The 21,943-nt window shown below is 63.5% G+C and carries 19 protein-coding genes; 5 read left to right on the top strand and 14 right to left on the bottom strand.

What is annotated here, in order from left to right; genetic code table 11:
• Nucleotides 1-22: 22 nt before the first annotated feature.
• The 11 genes from ACFWB0_RS01125 to ACFWB0_RS01075 all read right to left on the bottom strand — a co-directional run bounded on the left by ACFWB0_RS01125 (nucleotide 23) and on the right by ACFWB0_RS01075 (nucleotide 11,874).
• Nucleotides 23-511: a DUF1269 domain-containing protein gene (locus ACFWB0_RS01125; RefSeq protein WP_378488563.1), complete on the bottom strand. Its 489-nt coding sequence runs from the start codon at nucleotides 509-511 to the stop codon at nucleotides 23-25.
• 103 nt (nucleotides 512-614) lie between these two features.
• The gene (locus ACFWB0_RS01120; protein ID WP_378488562.1) at nucleotides 615-2,333 is read right to left on the bottom strand and encodes a SulP family inorganic anion transporter; all 1,719 of its coding nucleotides are present in this window, start codon (nucleotides 2,331-2,333) and stop codon (nucleotides 615-617) included.
• Complete coding sequence (locus ACFWB0_RS01115; RefSeq protein ID WP_378488561.1) at nucleotides 2,333-2,986, bottom strand: GAP family protein; 654 nt, start codon at nucleotides 2,984-2,986, stop codon at nucleotides 2,333-2,335. The genes ACFWB0_RS01120 and ACFWB0_RS01115 overlap by 1 nt, the downstream gene beginning before the upstream one ends.
• A 56-nt stretch (nucleotides 2,987-3,042) precedes the next feature.
• Nucleotides 3,043-3,363, bottom strand: coding sequence for an SHOCT domain-containing protein (locus tag ACFWB0_RS01110; protein ID WP_378488560.1), 321 nt, complete (start codon nucleotides 3,361-3,363; stop codon nucleotides 3,043-3,045).
• Nucleotides 3,364-3,431: 68 nt separating this feature from the next.
• Nucleotides 3,432-3,863: a DUF6325 family protein gene (locus ACFWB0_RS01105; protein WP_378488559.1), complete on the bottom strand. Its 432-nt coding sequence runs from the start codon at nucleotides 3,861-3,863 to the stop codon at nucleotides 3,432-3,434.
• Nucleotides 3,864-3,968: 105 nt separating this feature from the next.
• Entirely contained in the window at nucleotides 3,969-5,816 is a 1,848-nt protein-coding gene (locus tag ACFWB0_RS01100; RefSeq protein WP_378488558.1) for a glycosyltransferase, read from the bottom strand.
• The gene (locus ACFWB0_RS01095; protein WP_378488557.1) at nucleotides 5,813-7,711 is read right to left on the bottom strand and encodes a hypothetical protein; all 1,899 of its coding nucleotides are present in this window, start codon (nucleotides 7,709-7,711) and stop codon (nucleotides 5,813-5,815) included. Before ACFWB0_RS01095 ends, ACFWB0_RS01100 begins: the two co-directional genes overlap by 4 nt.
• 141 nt (nucleotides 7,712-7,852) lie before the next feature.
• A complete protein-coding gene (locus tag ACFWB0_RS01090; protein ID WP_378488556.1) occupies nucleotides 7,853-9,118 on the bottom strand; it encodes an NAD-dependent epimerase/dehydratase family protein in 1,266 nt (421 codons plus the stop codon).
• 93 nt (nucleotides 9,119-9,211) lie between these two features.
• Nucleotides 9,212-11,110, bottom strand: a complete 1,899-nt coding sequence (locus ACFWB0_RS01085; RefSeq protein ID WP_378488555.1) for an alkyl/aryl-sulfatase — start codon at nucleotides 11,108-11,110, stop codon at nucleotides 9,212-9,214.
• A 66-nt stretch (nucleotides 11,111-11,176) separates the two neighbouring features.
• On the bottom strand, nucleotides 11,177-11,629 hold the full coding sequence (locus tag ACFWB0_RS01080) for a DUF6069 family protein (protein ID WP_378488554.1): 453 nt from the start codon (nucleotides 11,627-11,629) through the stop codon (nucleotides 11,177-11,179).
• Between the two features lie 17 nt (nucleotides 11,630-11,646).
• On the bottom strand, nucleotides 11,647-11,874 hold the full coding sequence (locus ACFWB0_RS01075) for a hypothetical protein (RefSeq protein ID WP_378488553.1): 228 nt from the start codon (nucleotides 11,872-11,874) through the stop codon (nucleotides 11,647-11,649).
• 178 nt (nucleotides 11,875-12,052) lie between these two features.
• On the opposite strand from ACFWB0_RS01075, the gene ACFWB0_RS01070 reads away from it, so the two are divergent.
• Nucleotides 12,053-12,451 carry a hypothetical protein gene (locus ACFWB0_RS01070; RefSeq protein ID WP_378488552.1) on the top strand — a complete coding sequence of 133 codons (399 nt, stop codon included), beginning with the start codon at nucleotides 12,053-12,055 and terminating at the stop codon, nucleotides 12,449-12,451.
• Nucleotides 12,452-12,489: 38 nt separating this feature from the next.
• On the opposite strand, the gene ACFWB0_RS01065 is transcribed toward ACFWB0_RS01070, so the two are convergent.
• Nucleotides 12,490-15,108 (bottom strand): LuxR C-terminal-related transcriptional regulator, encoded by a 2,619-nt coding sequence (locus ACFWB0_RS01065; protein ID WP_378488551.1) that lies wholly within the window; start codon nucleotides 15,106-15,108, stop codon nucleotides 12,490-12,492.
• 222 nt (nucleotides 15,109-15,330) lie between these two features.
• Here ACFWB0_RS01065 and ACFWB0_RS01060 point away from each other — a divergent pair, with 222 nt between their 5' ends.
• The 3 genes from ACFWB0_RS01060 to ACFWB0_RS01050 are packed head-to-tail and all read left to right on the top strand — an operon-like array spanning nucleotide 15,331 to nucleotide 18,698.
• Entirely contained in the window at nucleotides 15,331-16,998 is a 1,668-nt protein-coding gene (locus ACFWB0_RS01060) for a SulP family inorganic anion transporter (RefSeq protein ID WP_378488550.1), read from the top strand.
• A gap of 2 nt (nucleotides 16,999-17,000) precedes the next feature.
• Nucleotides 17,001-17,705, top strand: coding sequence for a GAP family protein (locus ACFWB0_RS01055; RefSeq protein ID WP_378488549.1), 705 nt, complete (start codon nucleotides 17,001-17,003; stop codon nucleotides 17,703-17,705).
• Between the two features lie 27 nt (nucleotides 17,706-17,732).
• Nucleotides 17,733-18,698 (top strand): TIGR00341 family protein, encoded by a 966-nt coding sequence (locus ACFWB0_RS01050; RefSeq protein WP_378488548.1) that lies wholly within the window; start codon nucleotides 17,733-17,735, stop codon nucleotides 18,696-18,698.
• A 63-nt stretch (nucleotides 18,699-18,761) separates the two neighbouring features.
• Here ACFWB0_RS01050 and ACFWB0_RS01045 read toward each other — a convergent pair whose 3' ends face one another.
• A complete protein-coding gene (locus ACFWB0_RS01045) occupies nucleotides 18,762-20,075 on the bottom strand; it encodes a bifunctional o-acetylhomoserine/o-acetylserine sulfhydrylase (protein WP_378488547.1) in 1,314 nt (437 codons plus the stop codon).
• Nucleotides 20,076-20,486: 411 nt separating this feature from the next.
• Here ACFWB0_RS01045 and ACFWB0_RS01040 point away from each other — a divergent pair, with 411 nt between their 5' ends.
• Nucleotides 20,487-21,299 carry an IclR family transcriptional regulator gene (locus ACFWB0_RS01040; RefSeq protein WP_378488546.1) on the top strand — a complete coding sequence of 271 codons (813 nt, stop codon included), beginning with the start codon at nucleotides 20,487-20,489 and terminating at the stop codon, nucleotides 21,297-21,299.
• Here the strand turns inward: ACFWB0_RS01040 and ACFWB0_RS01035 are convergent.
• Nucleotides 21,278-21,940: a TetR/AcrR family transcriptional regulator gene (locus tag ACFWB0_RS01035; protein ID WP_378488545.1), complete on the bottom strand. Its 663-nt coding sequence runs from the start codon at nucleotides 21,938-21,940 to the stop codon at nucleotides 21,278-21,280. The two genes, ACFWB0_RS01040 and ACFWB0_RS01035, sit on opposite strands and share 22 nt — an antisense overlap.
• Nucleotides 21,941-21,943 lie beyond the last annotated feature (3 nt).

The following is a 21,943-nucleotide window of genomic DNA, read 5'->3' as shown; positions in this document are numbered from 1 at the left end:
ATTCCTCCTGGTCGACGCTGTGCTATTCGGCGAAGACCTCGCGCAGGGCTGCTTCCTGGTCATGGGAGAGGTTCGTCGAGATCAGTTCGGCCTTCTTCCCTTTGAACTCGTCGTGAACTCGATCGAGGGTCGCGTCGGAGGTCAGGACGAACAAGGCGGAGGTGCCCGGAGTGATCTTCTCTTTCAACTGGTTGATGAAGCTGTCATCGATTCCGACATCGGTCAGAGAACCGCTCAGGGCACCGATCCCGGCTCCGACGGCAGCGCCGATGAGGGGGATGAAGAACAGGATTCCGAACAGCAATCCCCAGAACGCGCCGCCCAGCGCGCCGACTCCCGCGAGATTGTTCAGTTGACGTGTCTTCGGTTTCTTTGCTCCTTCTGCCCAGCTCACCACGGCGGCATCGTGAACGGTGATGAGTTCTCGCCGCTGCAGGTCTTTCAACGTCTCGACGGCTGTCTCGGCACCGGAATCGGATTCGAACTTCCATACGGTCAAGGTTCCGGCCATGGGTTTCCTCACTTCAGTGACGCAGTGATGTTGTCGGACTCGACGCTAGGAGCTCTGTTGACATCCGGTCTTCATGCGATGAGGGTGAGATTCGTCGAGTGGGTCAGCTCGAGTCCGGATCGACTGTTGTGTACGGATCGGCGATGGCAGCCCGGACAGTGGGATACACCGCGATCGGCGCTCCCCCTGAACCGGAATGTTCCAGCACGTCGCCGAATTGGCCGATGTCGCGGGCGATGCGCAGCGTGATGCCACGCTCGGCGAGCGTGTCGCGTAGTTCGAGCAGCATCTGTGCGGCACTGACATCGATGAACGGGGACGTCTCCGCATCCAGGACGACGAGTCGGGTCTCGTCCGTGCACCGCGACTTGATCTGCTGATGCACGTAGTCGGAGTTGGCGAAGTAGAGGCCGGACTCGACTCGTACCACGAGAGCGTCTGTCCTGCCTGCAATGTGATCGCTCGCGTGCGCGGTGACATCGACCCAGCGGTCGCCCTCACGAACCAGCGACGCGACGTGTGGTCGCGACGACCGGTACAGAAGCAGCAGCATCGACACGCCGATGCCGACGACGAGACCGGGGAGCGTATCGAACAGCAGCACGCCCAGCATCGCTGCGATCGCAGCGGCGAAATCTTCTCGCGCGGCGAGGCCGTAGATGCTGCCGAGCCTGTCGCTCCACACTCGGTAGAGGCGGTGCAGCGCGGCGAAATCGACAAGTTCGACGACCGCTGCGATCACGATCGCGGCGAGTGCGGCGTCGGGCAACTGCTCGAACAACCCGGTGAGGAACAGCAGGGTCAGGACCACCAGCGCGGCGACCACGAGCCCGCTGACCTGTGTCTTGGCGCCCGCTCCGCCGTTGACGGCGGTCTTGGACAGGCTGCCGTTGACGACCATGCCCGAGCTGAGCCCGGATCCGAGGTTGGCGACGCCGAGGCCCAGCAGTTCACGGTTGGGATCGACGGTGTAGCCGTGTTTGACCGCGTAGGTTTTCGCAGCGCCGAGGCCTTCGGCGAACCCGATCAACAGGACTCCGACGGCGGGCCCGAGAAGGTCGAGGTAGTCGTGGAAATCGAGTCCCTCGGGCATGCCGAGTGCGGGTAGCCCGGAATCTATGTGTCCGACGATTGCCACGCCTTTGTCGTCGAGTCCGAAGAGCATCACGGTCGCGATGCCGAGGACCACCGCGACCAGCGCGCCGGGGATGAGTGGCAGCCACCGCTTGAAACCCAGGACGACAACGAGGCACAGAGCGCCGACTCCCAGGGTGCGCCAGTCGGTGTCTCCGATTCCTCGGATCACTCTCCACGCCTGGACGAAGAAGTTGCCTTCCGTCTTCTCGATACCGAAGAGTTTCGGTACCTGTCCGATGATGATCGTCAACGCGAGGCCGACGATGAACCCCTTCAATACTGGTTCGGAGATGAACGACGCAATGAATCCGAGGCGCGCGAACCCCGCGATGAGGCCGGCGATTCCGGTGGCGATCGCCAGCCCCGCCGACAGCGCCACGAACTTGCCGTCATCAGCGTCGGCGATCGGCGCGATGATCGCGGCAGACAGTGCGGCGGTAGCCGACATCGGGCCGACCACGAGGTGTCTCGAACTTCCCGCTGCCGCATACAGCACCAAGGCGGGTATCGCCGCATACAGGCCGATCACCGGAGGAACCCCAGCGATCGTCGCGTAGGCCAGAGCCTCAGGGACGAGAACCGCCCAGACCGTCAATCCGGCGACCACGTCGGCGCGGATCCATGATCGTCGATATCCCTGCAACGATCCGAAGATCGGCCAGGAGCGGGTGGCCCGGCGGTTCATCACAGCCCTCCGAGGCCCTTGCCGACGACCGTCACACCCATGATCAGCAGCACGATGGCCATCACCATGTGATTGTTGGCCTGCAACCAGTTCTTGGCCGTATCGAGAACGTCCGCCAGTCGTTCCGCCGCGAACGCGTAGCCGATGACGGGAACGAGAACCGAGCAGGCGGCGAGGACCGTGAAGATGAGCCACACCACCACCGCGTTGCCCGAGGACAGTCCGGCTGTGCCGATGGCGACACCCGCCGACGCGCACAGGAGCAGGTTCTTGGGGTTCACCGCAGACAACGCCAGCCCGAGACCGGCAGACTTGACGAAGGTGAATTCGTCGATGGCGTGCATCCACTTCGGGGGTGTGGTGTCGGCGCGCGCGTGCCACTGCTTGAAAGCGAGGAATATCAGGAGGAGACCGAGGACCACTTTGATCCACCCGGTGGTCGAGCCGCCGCCGTCGTCCGGAGTCGCCGAGCCCGACAGCACGATGACAATTCCGGTGACGGCGAGAATCCCCACGACCCAGCCCACTCCGAATCCCGAGCTGGTTGCTCTCGCATTGCGCGACAACAACATCAGGATGACGGCCACGATGGGTATCGGCGAGAGCGCGACACCTACGGCCAGTGGAAGGACTTCTCCGATTGTGGTGGCCATGACGGCCAGTCAATCAGCCGGCCGGCGATCCCCGGCTCACCCGTTGCGGATGAAACTCAGCCGAGGAGTTGATTTTTCGCGGCGGCGAATTCATCGTCGGACAACACGCCTGCCGTGTGAAGCTCACCGAGCTGCTTCAGCTTCGAGACCAGGTCATCGGACGACGCGGGCGGTGCAGGCGCCGGCGCGGGATAGTCCTGCGGGGGGAGTGGAGGCGGAGCCTGTTGCGCGGCGTAGGCCTGTTGTTCGGCCGCGCGCTGCTGGCCGCGCCGGTTGATGGCATTGGACGTGGCAGTGGCTGTGCCCGAGATGACGGCGGTGCGTGCGACCGTACCGAGCAGACCCGGGCGGCCGACGCGTCCTCGACGGAAGACCATAGGACTACCTCTTTCTGGGATGCGGCGAGTGCCGTTACTGTTTCGACGACGTTACTGTTTCGACGACGCTACTTTTTCGACGACGCGGACATCGCCGCTTCGACTGCATCGCGCGGGACCTGCACGTGCAGTTCGACCTCTCCGCCTGCACTGCGAACTTCACCGGCGAGCTTGCGGGCCCACGTCTCCTCGTACACGATCACGACGGCCGAGGTGCCGGGCTCCATCGACTCGCGGACCACGTCGAGGTCTTCGTCGCTGACCAGTCCGAGCGGATCGACGGTGATTCCGTCGAGGCCCGTTTCGGAGAGTGGTTCGTCGATCTCGACCTGGCCGAGGGTGCCGTCGGCATCCTTCGACAGATAGATGAGGTCGAGGATCGTGGCGTAGCCACCGTCGATCACTTCTGCGAAGGCTGCTGTCACTGCCGCGTCGATCTGCGTTCCGGGGAACGACAGGACGACCATTTCGACGGGTCCGAGAGAAACTGGCTGCGTCATAGGCTCGATCCTTCCGTCGATGTCAGTGTTTTCGCTTCACCTGATTCGGATGAGGTTCGGCCCGTCACGTGTAGATCGCTGAGCGTAATACCGCAATGAGTCCGGTCATGCGCGGAATGGACGTAGGTTGCGTGGTAGCCGGGGATGCATGGGCGGATAGATCAGGCTGAGGGTCGAACCGAGCGTGAAGTAGCTGCGCAACACGCGGAAAACCAGATACATCGGGATGTACTTCACCGAGCTGGACCGCCAGACGAGACAGACGACGACGGTCATGATCATCGACATACCGAGCAGGGTTGCGACGACGGGTTGCCATCGCATCGAGGGAAAGGTGGAGTGGAAGGCCACTACGGTCACCAGGGCGTAGAGGAGCAGGGGAGCCAGCATGGCGCGACGCGCGGCATTGACGAGGTTGAAGGGGAGAACGAAAGTGCCGACCATGGTCTGCCGATCGAACAGCATGGCTCGGTTCCGTGCGGCGAGGTGGTAGATACTGCGAAACCAGCGGGTCCGTTGTTCCAGCAGGTGAGCATACGACGCTGGGGTTTCGCTGTAGTACACCGCGTTCGGATCAGCGACACTCCTGTATCCGGCCGCGGTGAGACGCATACAGATGTCGGTGTCTTCTCCGTTCATACCTCGGACCATGCCGCCGACTTCGAGCAACTGGCTACGCCGGTATGCGGCAAACATCCCCGGGATTCCCATCACTCCGTCGTATCCGTCGAGAGAGACCTGGAAGAATCCGTGCCGCATGTAGACCTCGACGAGACGGCACTTGTCCATCCATGTCTTCTCTTCCGCAGGCATCGGAATACCGCCGACACAACCGACGTCAGGCTCGGCGAAGTGCCGCATCGCGTTCTCCAGGCATCCTGGCCCGATCACGGTGTCGGCGTCGATGCGGACGATGAATTCCTCACGGATATGCTCGATGCCCATGTTGAGGGCGATTGCCTTGCCCGGGGTGGGGCAATCCAGCACTTCACCGGTGATGTGGGTGCAATTCCGGAGCGCTTCCTCAGCCGCCTCGCGAGTCGCGTCCGTGGAGGCATTGTCGACCACGTAGAGGTGGATTCGCCCGGGGTAGGTCGCTGCCCCCTCGTCGACCGAGGAAATGGTTGCGCCGATGCTGTGTGCTTCGTTGTGCGCAGGTACCAGAATTGCTGCCGGCGGGGAGAAATGGAGCTCGCTGGATTTTCTGAGCGTTCGGAACCCGAGGACCGCGGTGCATGTAGCGAGGATCTGCTGCATCAGGAACACGCCGGCGCCGACGCCGCCGAGAATCGCGAGGTTCTTCAGTACCTCGACAACGTCGAAGAGCAAGTGGAGCGCTACCGCAGCACCGACCATCGCAATGACCAGACAGCACGCGAGTTTGAGGAACGACGTGAGAGGAATGCGGGCACGGGTCGCGGGCAGCGGCCCCTGCGGGGGGAGCTGGGCCTGCCGCAGCAGTGTGTGGGGGAAGATGGCCAGCGCCGCGAGCCCGGAGAGAATCTGCCCGGCGAACATCGAGATCGAGATGATGTCGGCGGCGTGCAGGAGACCGCTGAGGGTGTCGACAACCACGCAGAACACGGCGAACTTCCCGAGCAGACTCACCCCGATGAACAGTCGACGCCACCTGTTCGAATACGCGAACAGGGCGTAGGTGAGGAAGAACAGCGCGATGAACATGCGCAGCGGGAACTCGACGTTGCCTCGTCCTTCTGCGAACAACACCAGATCGCGGGGAACATAGGCGACTCCGGAGTGGATCAGGAAGGTACGCAAGCACATCGCGAGAATTGATATCCCTACGAAGACGATCAGGAATCCGTTGGTCCCGCTGGCAGGCCTGTTGACGGCATAGTCGGCGGGTGCGCTGTCGACCGACCGGAAATGATCCGCAATGGCCGTGTTGTCACTGTCCCCGGTCTGCGGCCGGTCCTCCGAGACGTGGGTCATCGTGGGAGGTCCTGTCTCGGTGGGGCGTTGGTCTCCACAGTGCCGTCACCGTTGATCGTGAAGCTGCCCTGCTGCGTGATCACCTTCGCGACCTCGCGCCCGAAGTCGGGTAATTCGGTGTGTCCGATGCTTCCCTGAGCCTGGATTATCACACCGCCTGCTCCGCTGGCGCTGGCCACCGTCTCGACGAGAAGGCCGTTGTCGAACGCCGGGATGTCGAGTGCAGCGGTGTCCGGCCCAGAAACGATCCGCCCGTTACTCAGGCTGACCAGGGGAATGACGTCGGGGGTACTGCCTACGACGATGAAGGGTTGACCGGCTGCCGGATTCTCGTTCCATCGGAAGTCGGGAGTCTCACCGGCGGGCGTGAACTTGGTGAGCGTGGGTATGATCGCATTGAGTTGCTCGACCACCCGATCACCGGGGTCCTCGGGAACGTAGACCGCGAATCCGGGCGCGAGGGTCCGAGGTGCCGCGGTGAAACCCGCGCCGGGATCGGTTCCCAGATCGAGGGTGGAGTCGGCCTGCAACTGAATGGGGTAGCTTGTCACCCGCACGTCGCATCCACCGAGATCGCGGTCGCGTTCGACCGACAGCGTCAACGCGTTCTCGAGCAATTCGCTACCCGGTGGCAGCGGAATCGTCACCCTCCCGGCCGTATCGTTGAGCCGATCGCTGGCGACCAGTGTTCCGTTGAGATCGACGTTGAGGATCCAGGTCAGGTCCGGAGGCGAGGCCGGGAGCTGGAAGTTGGCAGAGACGGCCTGCGGTATACGACCCTCCGGGAGATCGGAGAGGGAATAGCCGATCCGCCAGCGCCGGGTCTCGGTGATCTGCTCGACCGACGTGTCGGCGCCCAGCGTTTCGAGGGTCACTCGATCGCCGCCGGTCGGTGTGGGCGACAGCGCGGTGGGATCCGCAGCCGTAGCATCCGCGGTCGCGACGGTGGGACTGGTCAGATAACGCGAGATCTGCTGCCCGTCGGGCGTGGTGATACCCAGTACCGGAGTATCCGAGCGCCGGCCGACCACAGCGCCCTCCGGCGAGTTGTCGGGTGCGGTCCACCCGTCCTCCCGCAAGGCGCTCTCCGGGCCGACGAGTATGACGCTGTGTGCATCCGATTCAGGCACTTCCGCTGCGTATGTGACCTGGTGGCCTGCGCGGGTGAGTGCGATGCCGGTCTGTGCGGCAGCAGTACGCCATTCGGTGCCGTCGTCTGCCAGGACGATGGTCAGGTTGCGGTCCCAGGACACCACCGCGTCGCGCACCGTGTGCACCGGCTCGGTGAGCGCGGCTTCGACCATCGAGTCGGGATCGAGGTGGACCTGCAATCCGGAGGAGTGATCAGGGGTGCAGGTTTCGTCATGGCGGGTGCCCTCCGCACGGACCTGGACACGGACCTGGCCGTCGGCCGCGATCTGCTCTGGTACGTCGATGTAGGCGTCGACCTCGTTTTCGCCGGTGGCGAGCTTGTTGTTGAACACCTGCTGCCCGTCCATCGACACCGACAGGAAAACGGTGCTGTTGTCGGGTATCAGCGAGGTCCCGGCGAGGTGCAGGCGAGTCTGGCTGCGCCCCGAGTCCGCGGGCAACGTCACCAGGAAGTTCGTCGAAGGTGAGTTGTCGGTCAGCCACACACCGTCGGCATGGCCGGAGCCGGCCAGTGTCTTGACGAAGTGACGGTCCGCCGGCACGTGCAGACTGTGGTCGTCCGCGTCGCGCGTGAACCACGTCGGCCGAACGAGGAAGAACGCCAGCAGCGCCACCAGGGCCACCGCGAGCACGACCCATGCAGCCTTCGGAACCGAACGTCCCTTCTCCCCGGGGAAGTACTCGGATTCTTCCGAGTCGTCCTTACCGGGCGGTGTGCCCTCGTCGTGGTCTTCGTCGCTCAAGTATGCCGCCTCTCGCCGGCGGACCTACGGCGCTCGTTCCAGAACGACTTGGCGGCATGCGACTTCGGGGACATCGTCTGCGTTTCGTCGCGCGATCTGGAATCCCGCCATCAACAGATCCGAATTCAGTGCTACTGTGCCCTACCCTATTCTCCGCGCGCTGTGGTTGCGGACCGAAAGTTCATTTTCGTCCGTCTCCTGACGAGGGTGTGCGACCGTCTCTCCCTCGGCGGCGGCCTGCCGGTCCCGGTTCCAATACGATGTGCACGGGATGCGATCGGTGTCGACGCGATCCGAGTACTTCTGCACGATCTCGACAGACTCCGTCAGCAGGCCCGTCGCCAGCTTGATCGGTCGCAGCCCGAGGCTCACGAGTTGGTCGTTGCGTACCTCGAGCTGGTTCTCGTGGGCTTCCTTGCGGGGGTTGGATACGGACCCGACTTCGGCGCCGAGGAGGTCGGCGACGAGGTGGGCCAGATCGGATACCCGGTGAGTTTCGGAGACCTGATTCATCACACGCACGCGCCCGGAGACCTCCGCACCCGATTCCACTGCCAGCTGGATGCAGCGCACCGTGTCGCGGATGTTGATGAAGGCGCGGGTCTGCCCACCCGTCCCATGGACGGTCAGGGGGTATCCGATCGCGGCCTCGACGAGGAACCGGTTGAGGACGGTTCCGTAGTCTCCGTCGTAGTCGAATCTGTTGATGAGTCGCGGGTCGAGCGCGGTCTCGTCAGTCTGTGTGCCCCACACGATCCCCTGGTGAAGGTCGGTGATGCGGAGACCGTCGTTGTTCGCGTAGAACTGGAAGAGCAACTGATCCAACGATTTACTCAGGTGATACACGCTGCCTGGCTGTGTGGGATACAAGATCTCCCTGCTGTGGTTCCGGCCCGTGCGATCGGGGTACGAGACGGTCAGATACCCCTCGGGAAGATCCATCGGTACCGATTCGTAGCCGTAGACCCCCATCGTTCCCAGATGCACGATGTGGGTGTCGAGCCCAAGTTCGACCACTGCGGTGAGGAGATTGTGGGTGACGGCCAGGTTGTTCTGGATGGTATAGCGCTTGTGGGCCGGTGATTTCATCGAATACGGTGCCGCACGCTGTTCGGCGAAGTGCACGACTGCAGCGGGCCGTTTCCTCGCGAGGAGGTCCCTCAGAGATGAATAGTCTTCCGAAAGATCCATTTCCGCGAGATCGATCTCGTTGCCGGTCAAGCTATCCCACGCCTCGAGGCGCTCGCCTATAGGACGGATCGGGGTCAGCGACCGAACCCCGAGTTCATCGTCGATTCGTCGCCGCACGAAGCTGTCGACGATCGTGACGGTGTGTCCGTGTGCGGAGAGGTGCAAAGCGGTCGGCCAGCCGCAGAATCCGTCGCCGCCGAGGATGAGTATTTCCATGAGTATGCCTCTGCCGAGTCGTTTCGGGCAGTGAGTATGTTCGACGCGACCCCTGACGAAGTACGCGACTCGTCAGGGGCCACTCCGGCCTTACTACGGTGTCACGATCGCGAAGTCCGGGTCGGGAGAATCGAGATATCCGACGAGCTCGGACAATGCGGCGACGTTGCCGTCGGCCTCGACCGACCCGTCCTCGATCATGGCATTCAGATCCGCGCCTCCGAGCAGGGCTTCGTGTAGTTCACGATTCGTGAGTGTGAAGGTGACGGCCGGCGCCGGGAGATCGGCGTCCCCGAGATCGAAGTGGACGAGCAGCCCGTTTCGCAATTGAGCTCGATGGGTGATCGATTGATCGCTCACTCGCCAGTCGATGGTGATCTGCGCATCCCATGACCGGGGGCCGTCGACCCTCAACGCGAGGGCGTCGAAGACCTGATCGACGGTGAGCGCGCCGGCGATGTCGGGGGACGCCGTCGACAACGGCGTGCCGATGCCGCCGTTGCGGAGTTCGTACGCGCCCATCAGGAAGAAGTTCCTCCAGGTGCCGTTCTCGGAACCGTAGCCGAGCTGCTCGAGGGTGTCGGCCTGCAGTGCCTTCGCCTCGGTGTTGTCGGGGTCGGCGAAGATGACGTAATTCAAAACCTGTGCTACCCAGCGGAAATCACCCTCATCGTACGAACGGCGTGCTTTGGAGACGACTTCCTGCGCGCCGCCCATGAACTCGACGTGTCTCTTCGCGGACGCGACCGGCGGATGCTCCCACAGATTTGCCGGATTTCCGTTGAACCAACCCATGTAGCGCTGATAGATGGCCTTGACGTTGTGACTGACGGAGCCGTAATAGCCGTGCGTGTGCCAGGCTGTCTCGATCGCCGGAGGCAGATCGATGTCCTCGGCGATCTCGATGCCCACGGACCCCTTGTTCATGGCCCGGAGCGTCTGATCGTGGAGATAGCCGTAGAGGTCGCGCTGAACCGACAGGAAGTCCGTGATGCGCTCGGTGTCCCACGTCGGCCAATGGTGCGACGCGAACAGCACATCGGTGCGCGATGCGTAGCGGTTGATCGACTCGGTCAGGTACTTCGACCACACGTGCGGGTCGCGGACCAGCGCACCGCGCAGCGTCAGGAGGTTGTGCAGCGTGTGGGTCGCATTCTCGGCCATGCACAATGCACGTTTGTCGGGGAAGTAGAAGTTCATCTCCGCGGGAGCCTCGGTGCCCGGCGTGAGCTGGAATTCGATGCGCACCCCATCGATCACCTCGGATTGTCCGGTGTGATCGATGTGGATGGTCGGGGGGATGAGCGTCGGCGTGCCGGTGGAGTTCGTGGGTCCGAGGCCGGCGCCGATGGATCCCTGAGCGCCACGCGGGAGCGCTGCCCCGTACATGTACGCGGACCTCCGCGCCATTGCGGTACCCGCGTACACGTTTTCGGCGACCGCATGTTCGACGAACCCGACGGGGGCCACCACGGGGCAGCGTCTCGCCTCGACGTCTTCTTCGGTAGTGACACCTTTGACGCCACCGAAATGATCGATGTGGCAGTGCGAGTAGATCACGCCGGTGACGGGACGCTCTCCTCGGTTCGCGCGGTACAGGCCCAGCCCTGCGGCGGCGGTTTCGGTGGAGATGAGCGGATCGATGATGATGACACCGGTGTCGCCTTCGACGATGGTCATGTTCGACAGATCGAGTCCGCGGATCTGGTAGATCCCGTCGGTGACCTCGTACAGGCCCTGCATCGCGCAGAGCCTCGACTGGCGCCACAGACTCGGGTTCACGGTGGGTGGGCACTCTCCTTCGAGGAACGCGAAGGCATCGCTGTCCCACACGGTGTTCCCCGACGCATCCTTGACCACCCCGGGCTCCAGGGAGGCGATGAACCCGCGCTCGGCGTCGGAGAAGTCCTGAGTGTCCGAGAACGGAAGGGTTCGTTGTGCTTCCGAATTCTTGTTCGACACAGTGGTTGTGGCGTCCTGATGTTGCGTCATGTATCGATCGTGCCGCCATCTCCGTGCAGTGCCATCACCTATTGCAGGTGAATTCGCCTTTGCACCTCATCGACCGATAGGTCGGGAAAACGCTGCCGATCGTGCGACACCCGACAGGAGCGACACGATTGCGGTACCGACGACGAGGTAGAGCAGGGCGCTGCACACCTTCGACGCCAAGGTCGCGTCGAACATGAAGGGCCACAGCGCTACGGCGACGGTGGCGAGAGTGCAGATCCAAGAGAAGAAACTCGTGGCACGCGGTGTCGACACCATGAGCAAGTGGAGTAGCCCTGTCGCGACCAGTGCCGCAATGGCGGCGAACACCGCAAGGTTGGCGGCCTGGGATCGCCCGAACAGTATTTCCGGCGTGGTCACCGGGACGTCGAGCAGTCCACGGATGACGAGTAGTCCCACGACGGCCGCGAGAGCTGCGACGACCGCGGTGGCAGCACCACCGGCCCACAACTTCTTGGCGTCCACCGTGGTCGGCGCCTGATTGGGGTTGTACTGGGTCATACGGCGGATCCTTTCGATCAGTCGGGTAGTCGGCTCATTTCGATGACGGTGATCCCCAGTGCATCGAATCGCGCCAGCACACCTCGTAATTCGATCGGACTCGCGATCGAGCCATAGAGCATGGTGTACGCGCCAGGAATGTCGGACACGTGCAGTTCGGGGAACGCTGCGAGTGTGCGTTCGGACAGTGTGCCGGCGACGGTGAACGAGTAGCGCACTCCCTTCGGCCACGAATCTGGCTGCATCGCCGCTCCTCTCATGGTGCACACCAGAGTGCCTCGTCTGTCCTCGGTGCACTTCACCCGTAGGTGGTGAACATCGTGAGATCACCTGTGGCGGGCGATGTGAGGTTCCTCGGGCATCGCGTGCAATGGAGTGCATCGGACCGTGCTCAGGTCCGAATCACACATGAAGGGAATCCATATGTCTTCGCATGGTGGAGGCGTCGAACAAGGTTTCGCGGCAGGCACATCGATCGCTGCTGCGCTCCTCCTGCTCGTCGTCGGCGTGGTGTCGATCCTGCAGGGGATCTCTGCCATCGCCACCGACGAACTGTTCGTGGTGGGCGCCGAGTACATTTTCGAGCTGAATACGACAACGTGGGGCTGGATCCACCTGATTGTTGGCATCCTCGTGGTGATCACGGCGTTTGCGCTGATATCGGGTGCCACATGGGCACGCTTCACAGCGATCGTCCTGGCTTGCTTGTCGATCGTCGCCAACTTCCTGTGGCTGCCGTACTACCCGATGTGGTCGATCCTGATCATTGCCCTGGACATCGTTGTGATCTGGGCAGTGTCGACGTGGGACCCCGACCGCTGATCCCTTGCTCGATCTCTTGGTCCGAGCGGCCTGCTGTATTACAGCAGGCCGATCAGCCGCGCTGCTGTGATGGCCTCTCCCCGCGACGACACTCCCAGCTTCCCGTATACGCCTCTCAGATGTGTCTTGATGGTGTTGACCGACAACGCCAGCGCGTGCGCAATCTCCTGAGTGGTCTGCGGAGAAGGCAGCTGTTTGAGCACGCGCGCTTCGGCGGGCGTGAGGACGACGTTCGTCGAAGCATGAGGCGCGTCGGGGTGCGTCCGGATGCTCTCGACGAACGGATCCAGCCTGCCGAATCGGCCACTGTGGGTGTCGAGCAGCGCCACCGCGCCACCGATGATGAGGAACGGCCGGATCAGGTGCTCGGGTTCGGCGAGGGTGAGCGCGGTCTCGAGGTCGTCGTACGCCCCGAATTCGTGGTCGGATTCTGCACGGAGGACCGCTCGCAATACATGAGCTTCGACCTCGGAAACCCCGTGGTCGAGCCGATGGTCCAGGACGGAATTCAGCAGTTCCCGGGCACGCGCCGAGCGTCCACGTGCGTGCTCGACCGTTGCAGCGGCGAGATCGAAGTGGGGGCGTCGCCCTAGAACTCTTGTTGCCTCCTCGATGATCCGCTGAGCCTGGTCGAGTTCGTGGACGGCCACGAGCACTCGGGTGGCGAACGGAATGATCGGCGCTGACCGGGCGCCCATCCGAGAGTCGGCCAGAGCAGTCAGGACCACGTCGGCGACATCGCGGGCAGCTGCGATCTTGTCGGTGGTCTTGTGGAAGTCGATGAGTTGCGACATCGAGTAGCTGTCCCACCCTGCGAGAGGCGACGCCAGACCATCGCTGCCGACGGACATTGCGAGCGGCCGATCGATTCCTTCCGGCGGTTGTGTTCCGCAGAGGAAGTGATGGTAGCGGCACATCACCGCGCACCGGTCGGCATCACCCGACCCCGACAGGCCGACACTCCGCGCGTATTCGACACCGATGAGCGCGCGCGGACCCATCGCCGACACATGCCCGCGAGCACCTTCGTTCAGGGCGAGCAGCATCAGCGCCTCCAAATGAGGGCGAATGTTGTGGGCGTGCTCGGCCATGCTGACGGCGGCGCGGAGACGATCATTCGTGCCTGGATCACCGGTCATCATTGCGCACTTGGACTGCTGGACCGCGACATAGGACTCGATATCGCGATGGTCCCCGGGCACTGTCGGCGCGGAGACATCGACGACCTCGTCTCCGAGTGCGCTGCGGATGTCGATCTCGACGGCGTGATGGAAGCGGTCGAACACTTCTGCGGGGCAGACGGAAGACGAGCGAGCGGACGTGGCGCGAAGAAATGCTTCGGCTTCGACCGGAACGCCGAGCGCCAGCGCATGCACGCTGCGCAGGAGATGGACGAAGGGGTCGTCCGCGATGTCGGATGGTGCAGAATCGAGGACCTTCAGAAACGCGGCACCGTGCGGTCCGAACACCGCTTTCGGCCCCAGGTCGAGGATGCATTTGGACAGCGCATAGCGATCTTGCGCGGCGGTGAGATACCGGATGGCCTGGACCGGGTCGCCGGCCCTGGAATACCAACCACCGACCCTCAGTTCGAGCCTGCGGACCCCGTCACGACCGAGCATCCGGTCGAGTTCGGCTTTGAGGTGTGAACGCATCAGCGGGTGGTAACTGTAGATTTCCGATCCGGAGCTTCCGGTGTGCGACATCGGAAAGTATGCGGCGAGGATCTCCGGGAGAATCCGTGCGGCCTCCGGGCCCGCGAGTTCGGTGGCGAGATCTACATCGAACGAATCGGCAACCGCTGTCCGCATCAGGAACTCGCGTTGCTCCGCGCTGATGCTGTCGAGTAGTTCTCCCACGAGAAAATCGGATATTGCCGGATGATCCGATGCAGTGGCCGCCGCCAGGATCTCTCTGCTGTCGCCGCGCGCCGACAACAGGAGCGCGATGAAGCGAACCATGGCGGCCCACCCGCCGGTGAGTGCCACGACCGCATCGAGTTCGTCGTCCGTGACCACGACATTGCCCGCCGTGAGCGTACGGCGGGTCTCGTCTCGGTCGAACGCCAGGACGGCATCATCGAGCCGTACCAGAGCTCCGGTCAGATCCAGTTGGTGCCACGGTATCGGCGGTGGAAATCTGGAGGTCAACACCATGGTGAGGTGCTCGGGAAGTATCTCGAGAAGATGCGCCAACCCGGACAGCGTCAGTGGGTCGTGGACGGCATGAGCGTTGTCGAGGACGAGCACGGCCGGACCATCGATCGCGCCGAGCCACTGTGCGAACATCTCCGCCCGCGTCCTCGGGGCCTGGTCACCGTGGCAGGGTGGGGACTCGCCGAACGACCGGTGGAGTTCGTCCCAGAATGCTCGGGGATTGTTGTGTTCCTCGGAGAGCGTCGCCCATGCCACCCGTGTCTGCGATGCAGGCAGATGAGCGCAGCGCAGCCATTCGGTCACTGCCACGGTCTTGCCGGTTCCGGCCATGCCGCACACGAGCGCGACACCCCCGCCGAGCTTCCGGGCACGCTCGAAGTGGGCGCACAGTTGATGCCGGTGGACCGGCTCTGTAGCGAGGCGGGGTATCGAACGAACGCCTCGGCCGGCGGCTCCTGTAGAACTGTCGTCGCTGGTTATGAGCAGCACAGCGGCTCCCATTCAAGAAACTGTCAGATGTCTTCTCCTAGGATTTGTCCCCCGCGTTCGAATTTATCGCAGTCGAACCGATCTCGGGGGATGAACGGACTGAGCGCACGGTGCAGCAAGATTCCACAACGACGGCATTTCATCCTCGTCGGGTGAGCCGACAGGAGAGTCGCCCTCACTACGGTTGTGTGTGCCGCCTGACGGTGGGTGCAGGCCACGAGCCGAGGAGGGACAGTGCCGGCGAAGCAAGCCGGTCCGCGGCGTGCACACACCTTGCGCGATGCCGTGGCCGGGCTGGGCGGGGCCATCTCGTCGATCCCGGACGGGATGGCTTGTGGTCTGCTCGCAGGTGTCAATCCCGTCTACGGCCTCTATGCAAGTTCATCCGGTGCGTTCTTCGGAGGGATCGCCACCTCCACCCCCCTCATGGTCGTGACCACGACGAGTGCGGCCGCCCTCGCAACGGGCTCGGCCCTGGAGAGTGTTCCCGCCCAGAACCGCGACTCGGCGCTGATTCTCCTGACGATTCTCGGGGGCCTGCTCATGTGGGCAGCAGCGGTACTACGCGTCGCTCGCTACACACGCTTCATCTCGCATTCCGTGATGATCGGTTTCCTCACGGGGATCTCCGCGACGATCCTCATTTCCCAGGTCCCGACGATGATCGGCGTCTCCACGAGTGGGCCCTCAGCGTTCGCCAAGGCGCTCGACCTCGTGACGGAACTCGGACACATCGACTTCGCGTCGCTGGTGTGCGGCGCTGTGGCCCTTGCTGTGGTGGGTGTATTGGGCCGGACCCGATTCGTCGCGCTCGGTGCGCTCGGAGCAATTGCGATTCCGAGTGTGATCGTTTTCTTCCCCTGGTTCGACGGGGTCGCGCAGGTTCGAGAGACCGGTGATCTCCCGACAGGTCTTCCGATGCCCGAAATACCCGAACTTTCCTTGTTGAGTCCTGAATTGATTGCGGGTGCAGCATCCGTCGCGCTCATCGTGCTGGTTCAAGGTGTCGGTGTCCGCGAATCCGTACCGGAACCGAGCCGGAATCCGAACGCGGTCTCCCGTGATTTCTCGGCGCAGGGGCTCGCCAATGTCGCGTCCGGCTTCTTTCAGGGGATGCCGGTCGGGGGTTCTGTGTCGGCGACCTCGCTCAACATCGCATTGGGTGCACGCACCAGGTGGGCCGCGGCGTTCCGCGGTGTGTTCGTTCTCGTACTCGTCCTTGCTGCGGGAGGGTTGATCGGGAGGGTTCCGATGCCGGCCTTGGCCGCACTGTTGATCTACGCCGCGGTGATGTCGATCCGCCCGCGCGAGATCGTCTCGGTGTTCCGCGCCGGCGGAATCGGTCGCGTGACCCTACTGATCACCGCGCTCGCGACCCTGCTGCTTCCTGTGGCGACGGCGGTGGGTGTAGGTGTCGCGTTGTCGCTGGTGCTGCAGCTCAACAGGGACTCGATCGATATGCGTATCGTCGAGCTCGAACCGACCGACGACGGCGGGCTCCGCGAACTCGACCCACCCGTCGTGCTGCACCCGGATCACGTCACAGTGCTCGACGTCTACGGGAGTCTGCTCTACGCGGGTGCACACAACTTTGCGAACCAATTGCCGCCGGCGACGGACAGGGTTGTGGTGGTGCTGCGGCTGCGCGGACGCGTCACCGTCGGAGTCACGTTCATGAAAGCCCTGGTCGAGTATGCGAGGAGACTCGACGAGCGAGGCGGGCACATGTACGTCAGTGGTGTGGATCCGGTGTTGATGAGCAGATATCGCGAGAAAGTCGGGCTCCCTCCGTGCATCACCGTGGTCGAGGCCGAATCCGTTCTGGGTCGCTCGACCCTGCATGCGTTCGACGAGGGCATGCGTTGGCTTGCCGCTCAGCGGGATTCACCTGACGAGGAGTGAACATGAGTGGTGTGGTGGTTCAGCTGATTCCGCTCGCGCTCGGGATCATCATGAGTCCGCTCGCGATCATCGGTGTGGTTGCGGTCCTTCTGTCGGCGCGAGCACGGCCGAACAGTCTTGCGTTCCTTGCCGGCTGGGTACTCGGTGCCTGTGCCTCGATCGGGGTGACGTATCTGATCCTGAGCGAGCTCGCCGTGCACGAGCACCGCGAGCCGCCGTTCTGGGTTCCCGTCCTCCACCTGTTTCTCGCGCTCGTCTTCGCGATCGGCGCGGGGGTGATGTTTGCTGCATCGCAACGGATCAAGGCGATCGGCGCCGAACGCGCTGCCGGAGTCGAGCGCGATCCCGAGCTACCGAAGATGTTCCAGAAGATCTCGGAGTTCGGTCCGGGCAAGAACTTCGCTCTAGGAATCGGATTGTTCGTGCTCAATCCTGTCGACCTGTCGTGCGCGATCGCGGCAGCGCTCACCCTGAGACTCAGTGGGCTTTCGGGCAACATCCAGTGGGTCATTGCCACTGCATTCGTGATCGTGTCGGTCTCGTCCGTTGCCGTGCCCGTCCTTTTCCTCATGATTCGCGGTGAGCGCGCGCAGAAGCCGTTGACCGAACTGAGAACGTGGATTGCGACGCACACGAAACTTCTCAACGTGGCCCTGCTGGTGCTGCTCGCAGTGATGCAGTTCGGTAAGGCACTGAACACCTTGTGAATTCGTCTATCGGATTGGAATGCGGCCATGAGTGCGTTGGTTCCGGACAGTCAGCGGCGAACACTCGACGAACTCGTCGACCGCCTCGATCTCAGTACGGGGGAGTCTGCATCGAAACGCTCGGCCTTCTGGATCATGCTGACCTTGTCTGCGGTGATCGCCGCGTCAGGTGTGGCGGGTGATTCGACTGCGACGGTAATCGGCGCCATGATCGTCGCACCGCTGTCGGTCCCCATTCTCGGCGTCGGACTGGGGATTGCGACCGGACGCGGAAAGCTGATCGTCCGGAGCCTGCTCCTGGTCCTCGTGGGCATCGTGCTGGTGGTGGCGATCGGTTTCGTCGTCTCGCAGTTGCTCCCCAATCCGACGAATGTGCTCATGAATTCTCAGGTGGTCGGACGCACCTCACCGAAGCTGATGGATCTCACTGCCGCATTGGCGACCGGCTTGGTGGGGGTCATCGCCATGACCCGGCGTGACGTTGGAGATGTACTTCCCGGCGTGGCCATTGCGATCTCTCTGGTACCGCCGTTGGTAGTGGTCGGTGTGTGCCTCGGCTCGGGAGCGCCCGGCCTCGCGCTCGGCGCATTCGTGCTGTTCGCGTCGAATATGGTGGCGATGATCGTCACCGCGACGGTGGTGCTCGTCGTCGTGGGGTATGCCCAAGAGGCCGGGACCGGTGAAGCACGACGCGGTCGGGCGTACGCCGTCCTCGTCACCGCGCTGATCATCGTGGCCATTCCGATGGTGGTGAACTCGCTGTCGTCACTGTGGGCAGGCCAGATCGCTGATGCCACCGCGATCTGGCTAGGGGATGAGTCGAGTACTCAGGTCACCGACGTGTCACTGCAGCAGAATACGGCGACGATTCACGTCCTCACACCCGATGAGCTGCCCCCGGTGGACGAACTCCAGACGGCAGTGGACGATCTCGTTCCGTGGCACCCGGAGGTCGTCGTGGTGCATACGGTCGGTGGCCGCGTCACCGAGTGACGAGCAAGGCAGGGGAGGGACGCGATGCGTTCCCTCCCCTGCCTGCGTTCGATAACTGTGAGATCAGCTTCCGGCAGCCTCGAGGCCGGTGGTGATATCGGCGAGGATGTCGTCGATGTGCTCGATACCGACGGCGAGACGGACGAGTCCCGGAGTGACGCCGGCCGCGAGCTGCTCCTCGGCGGAGAGCTGGGAATGGGTGGTGGACGCGGGGTGGATGACCAGAGAGCGCACATCACCGATATTGGCGACGTGGCTGTGCAGAGTCAGCGCGTTGACGAACTTCTTACCGGCATCGATGCCGCCTGCGAGTTCGAACACCACGATCGCACCGGCGCCCTTGGGTGTGAGCTCCTGTGCGCGGTCGTACCACGGCGACGACTTCAGCCCGGGGTAGGCGACGGAGGTGACCTCGGACCGCTGTTCGAGGAACTCGGCAACCTTCTGGGTGTTCGCGACATGGCGTTCCATGCGCAGGCTCAGGGTTTCGAGCCCCTGCGAGATGAGGAACGCGTTGAACGGGGACACCGCGGAGCCGAGATCGCGCAGGAGTTGGACACGCGCCTTGAGCGCGAACGCGGGTGCGCCGAGGTCGGCGTAGACGACACCGTGATAGCTGGGATCGGGGGTGGTGAACCCGGCGTGGCGTCCCTGCGTCCAGTCGAAGGTGCCACCGTCGACGATGACGCCTGCGATGGCGGTGCCGTGACCACCGAGGTACTTGGTGGCCGAGTGCACGACGATGTCGGCGCCGTGCTCGAACGGTCGCAGCAGGTACGGGGTGGCTACCGTGTTGTCGACGATCAGCGGCAGCCCGTTGTCATGAGCGACACCGGCGACCCCGGAGATGTCGAGGATGTGGTTCTTCGGGTTCGCGATGGTCTCGGCGAAGAACGCCCGGGTGTTGGGTCGGACGGCCGCGCGCCACTGTTCGAGGTCGTCGGGATCCTCGACGAAGGTGGTTTCGATGCCGAGCTTGGTGAGTGTGTAGTGCAGCAGGTTGTAGGTGCCGCCGTACAGGTAGGGGCTCGCGACGATGTGGTCGCCGGACTGCGCGACGTTGAGGATTGCGAGGGTCTCGGCTGCCTGACCGGAGGAGAGCAGTAGTGCCGCGACACCGCCTTCGAGGGCAGCGATGCGCTGCTCGACCGCATCCTGGGTCGGATTCATGATGCGGGTGTAGATGTTTCCGGTTTCGGCGAGGCCGAACAGTGCGGCAGCGTGGTCGGTGTTGTCGAAGGTGTAGCTGGTGGTCTGGTAGATCGGGAGGGCCCGCGCTTTGGTGTCGCCTCCGGCGGGCTGGCCTACGTGGATCTGCTTCGTCTCGAAGTTCCAGTCGGCGGTCGGGTCGACGGCGTCGGGCGTGGTGTCGCTCATGGGTTTCGGGCTCCGGATTGCTCGGATGGTTCAGGGGCGTGCCGACCTTGCGGTCCGTGACCCGTGCAGCACACGTTGCGCCGACGGAGTCGTGGGGACCGGGGCTACGGGTGCGGGCGGTCAGCGAGCCGGGCACCCGCAGATACACAGTTTTCGGGCACGGAAATACGCCGTCGGATGATCCGGCGAGTATTCGTACGTCCTGCTCACGGTCGTGACGATAGTCGCAATCGATGATCTCTACCAGTGCGCGGGGAAATACCTCCGTGACGCGCCGATGTTTTTGCATCCGTAGCGCACATACACTCTGTGTGCTGTACTTCTCGGGGGGATGCGCAACTGCTACCGTGCAGTAATCAATTTCAGTTCTGCTCGAGTTCTGCACCCTGACCACTAGCGATGGAGGGCAAGTTGACAGTCATCGATTCGGAGTTCGCGCAGGCCGACGCAACGATGCTGCGCACGTCGCCGCCCTCGATGGTCGAGCGGATGACCCGCATTCTCGAGGCCTTCGACGCAAGCATCGCCAGGCTCACCCTCGAAGAGGTGACGTTCCGTTCGGGTCTTCCCCGGTCGACCGTGCACCGCATTCTCGACCAACTGGTCCGCCTCGACTGGCTCGAGCACGGTGCGCTCGGCTACGGGCTCGGATCTCGCGCACTCGGCCTCGGCGGCGACATCGACCGCGACCGTCTCCGTGAGTGCGCGGCACCGCATCTCCACGAACTGGCGATGCAGACCGGCGGGGTCGTACACCTCGACGTTCTCGACGGAGCGCAGGCATACTGCCTCGACAAGGTCGGTGGCGCAGGCGCGGCGGGGCTACCGACCAGGGTGGGCGGACGCACCGCAGCGTATGCCACCGCGGGCGGCAAAGCCATGCTTGCGACGCTCGACCCCGAACAGGTAGACAGCCTGTACCCCGTTCGACTGGCTCCCTGCACGCACCACACGATCACCGACCGGGTGATGCTCCATCAGGAACTCAACCGCGTCCGGAAGCGTCACGGCATCGCATTCGACCGCGAAGAATCGATCGTCGGCATCGGTAGCGTCGGTGCGCCCCTGCGCGGCACCGGCGGAATCGTCGCGAGTGTGTCGCTGGCCGGCGGCGTGCGCGCGATCCAGCTCGAATGGATGGCACCGCTGGTGGCCGACTTCGCCCGGAAGATCTCGAGCGCGCTCGCGTGCGGAGACGAGGATCAGCGGACCAGGTGGGCGTAATCGTCGCGACGCTCGGCAGGCAGGATCGTATTGAGCACGAAGCGGATCTGCAGGCGGATGTACTCGTCCAGTGAGTAGAGGGCACCGAAGTGCCAGTGCTTGAGCGCCCACCCGTGTGCGAGAAGCAGTAGGTCGAACACCATGAGATCGACGTCGACGTCGTTCATGATGCCCGTGGCGATGCCGTCTTCGAGGACTTCCCGCAGTGGTGCCGACGTCGACACCTCGAGTTCCTTGATGCGGTCGCGGCCGGCGCGATCGAGTGTGCGGCTCTCCCGATAGGTCAACGTCACGGCATCGATGTTCTCGTCGACGATCTCGATGTACCGCCGCATGCCGGCAACGAGGCGATCGACGGGATCGTCACCCGCGGTGTCCATCGCGGGTGCCAGCTGGTCGCGGAACGATTCCAGGATGCTGACGATCGTCGCGAGGAGGACGTCCTCCTTGCCGCCGAAGTACTTGTAGATCAGGCCCACGCTGACACCCGCCTCGTCGGCGAGTGCCTGCATGGACATCTGATGGAACCCGGTCCGCTGCATGACCGTCGCGGCGGCGCGAAGGACCTGACGTCGCCGCGAATCCGTCCGTACTGCCCGCACCGCGTCGTGGACGGACAGTTCGTCCTGGTCGTTGGTCATGTC

The sequence above is a fragment of the Rhodococcus sp. NPDC060086 genome, assembly GCF_042730275.1.
Taxonomy (GTDB): domain Bacteria; phylum Actinomycetota; class Actinomycetes; order Mycobacteriales; family Mycobacteriaceae; genus Rhodococcus.
Note: the sequence above shows the minus strand (reverse complement) of the source record. Positions and strands in the feature narration are given on the sequence as shown.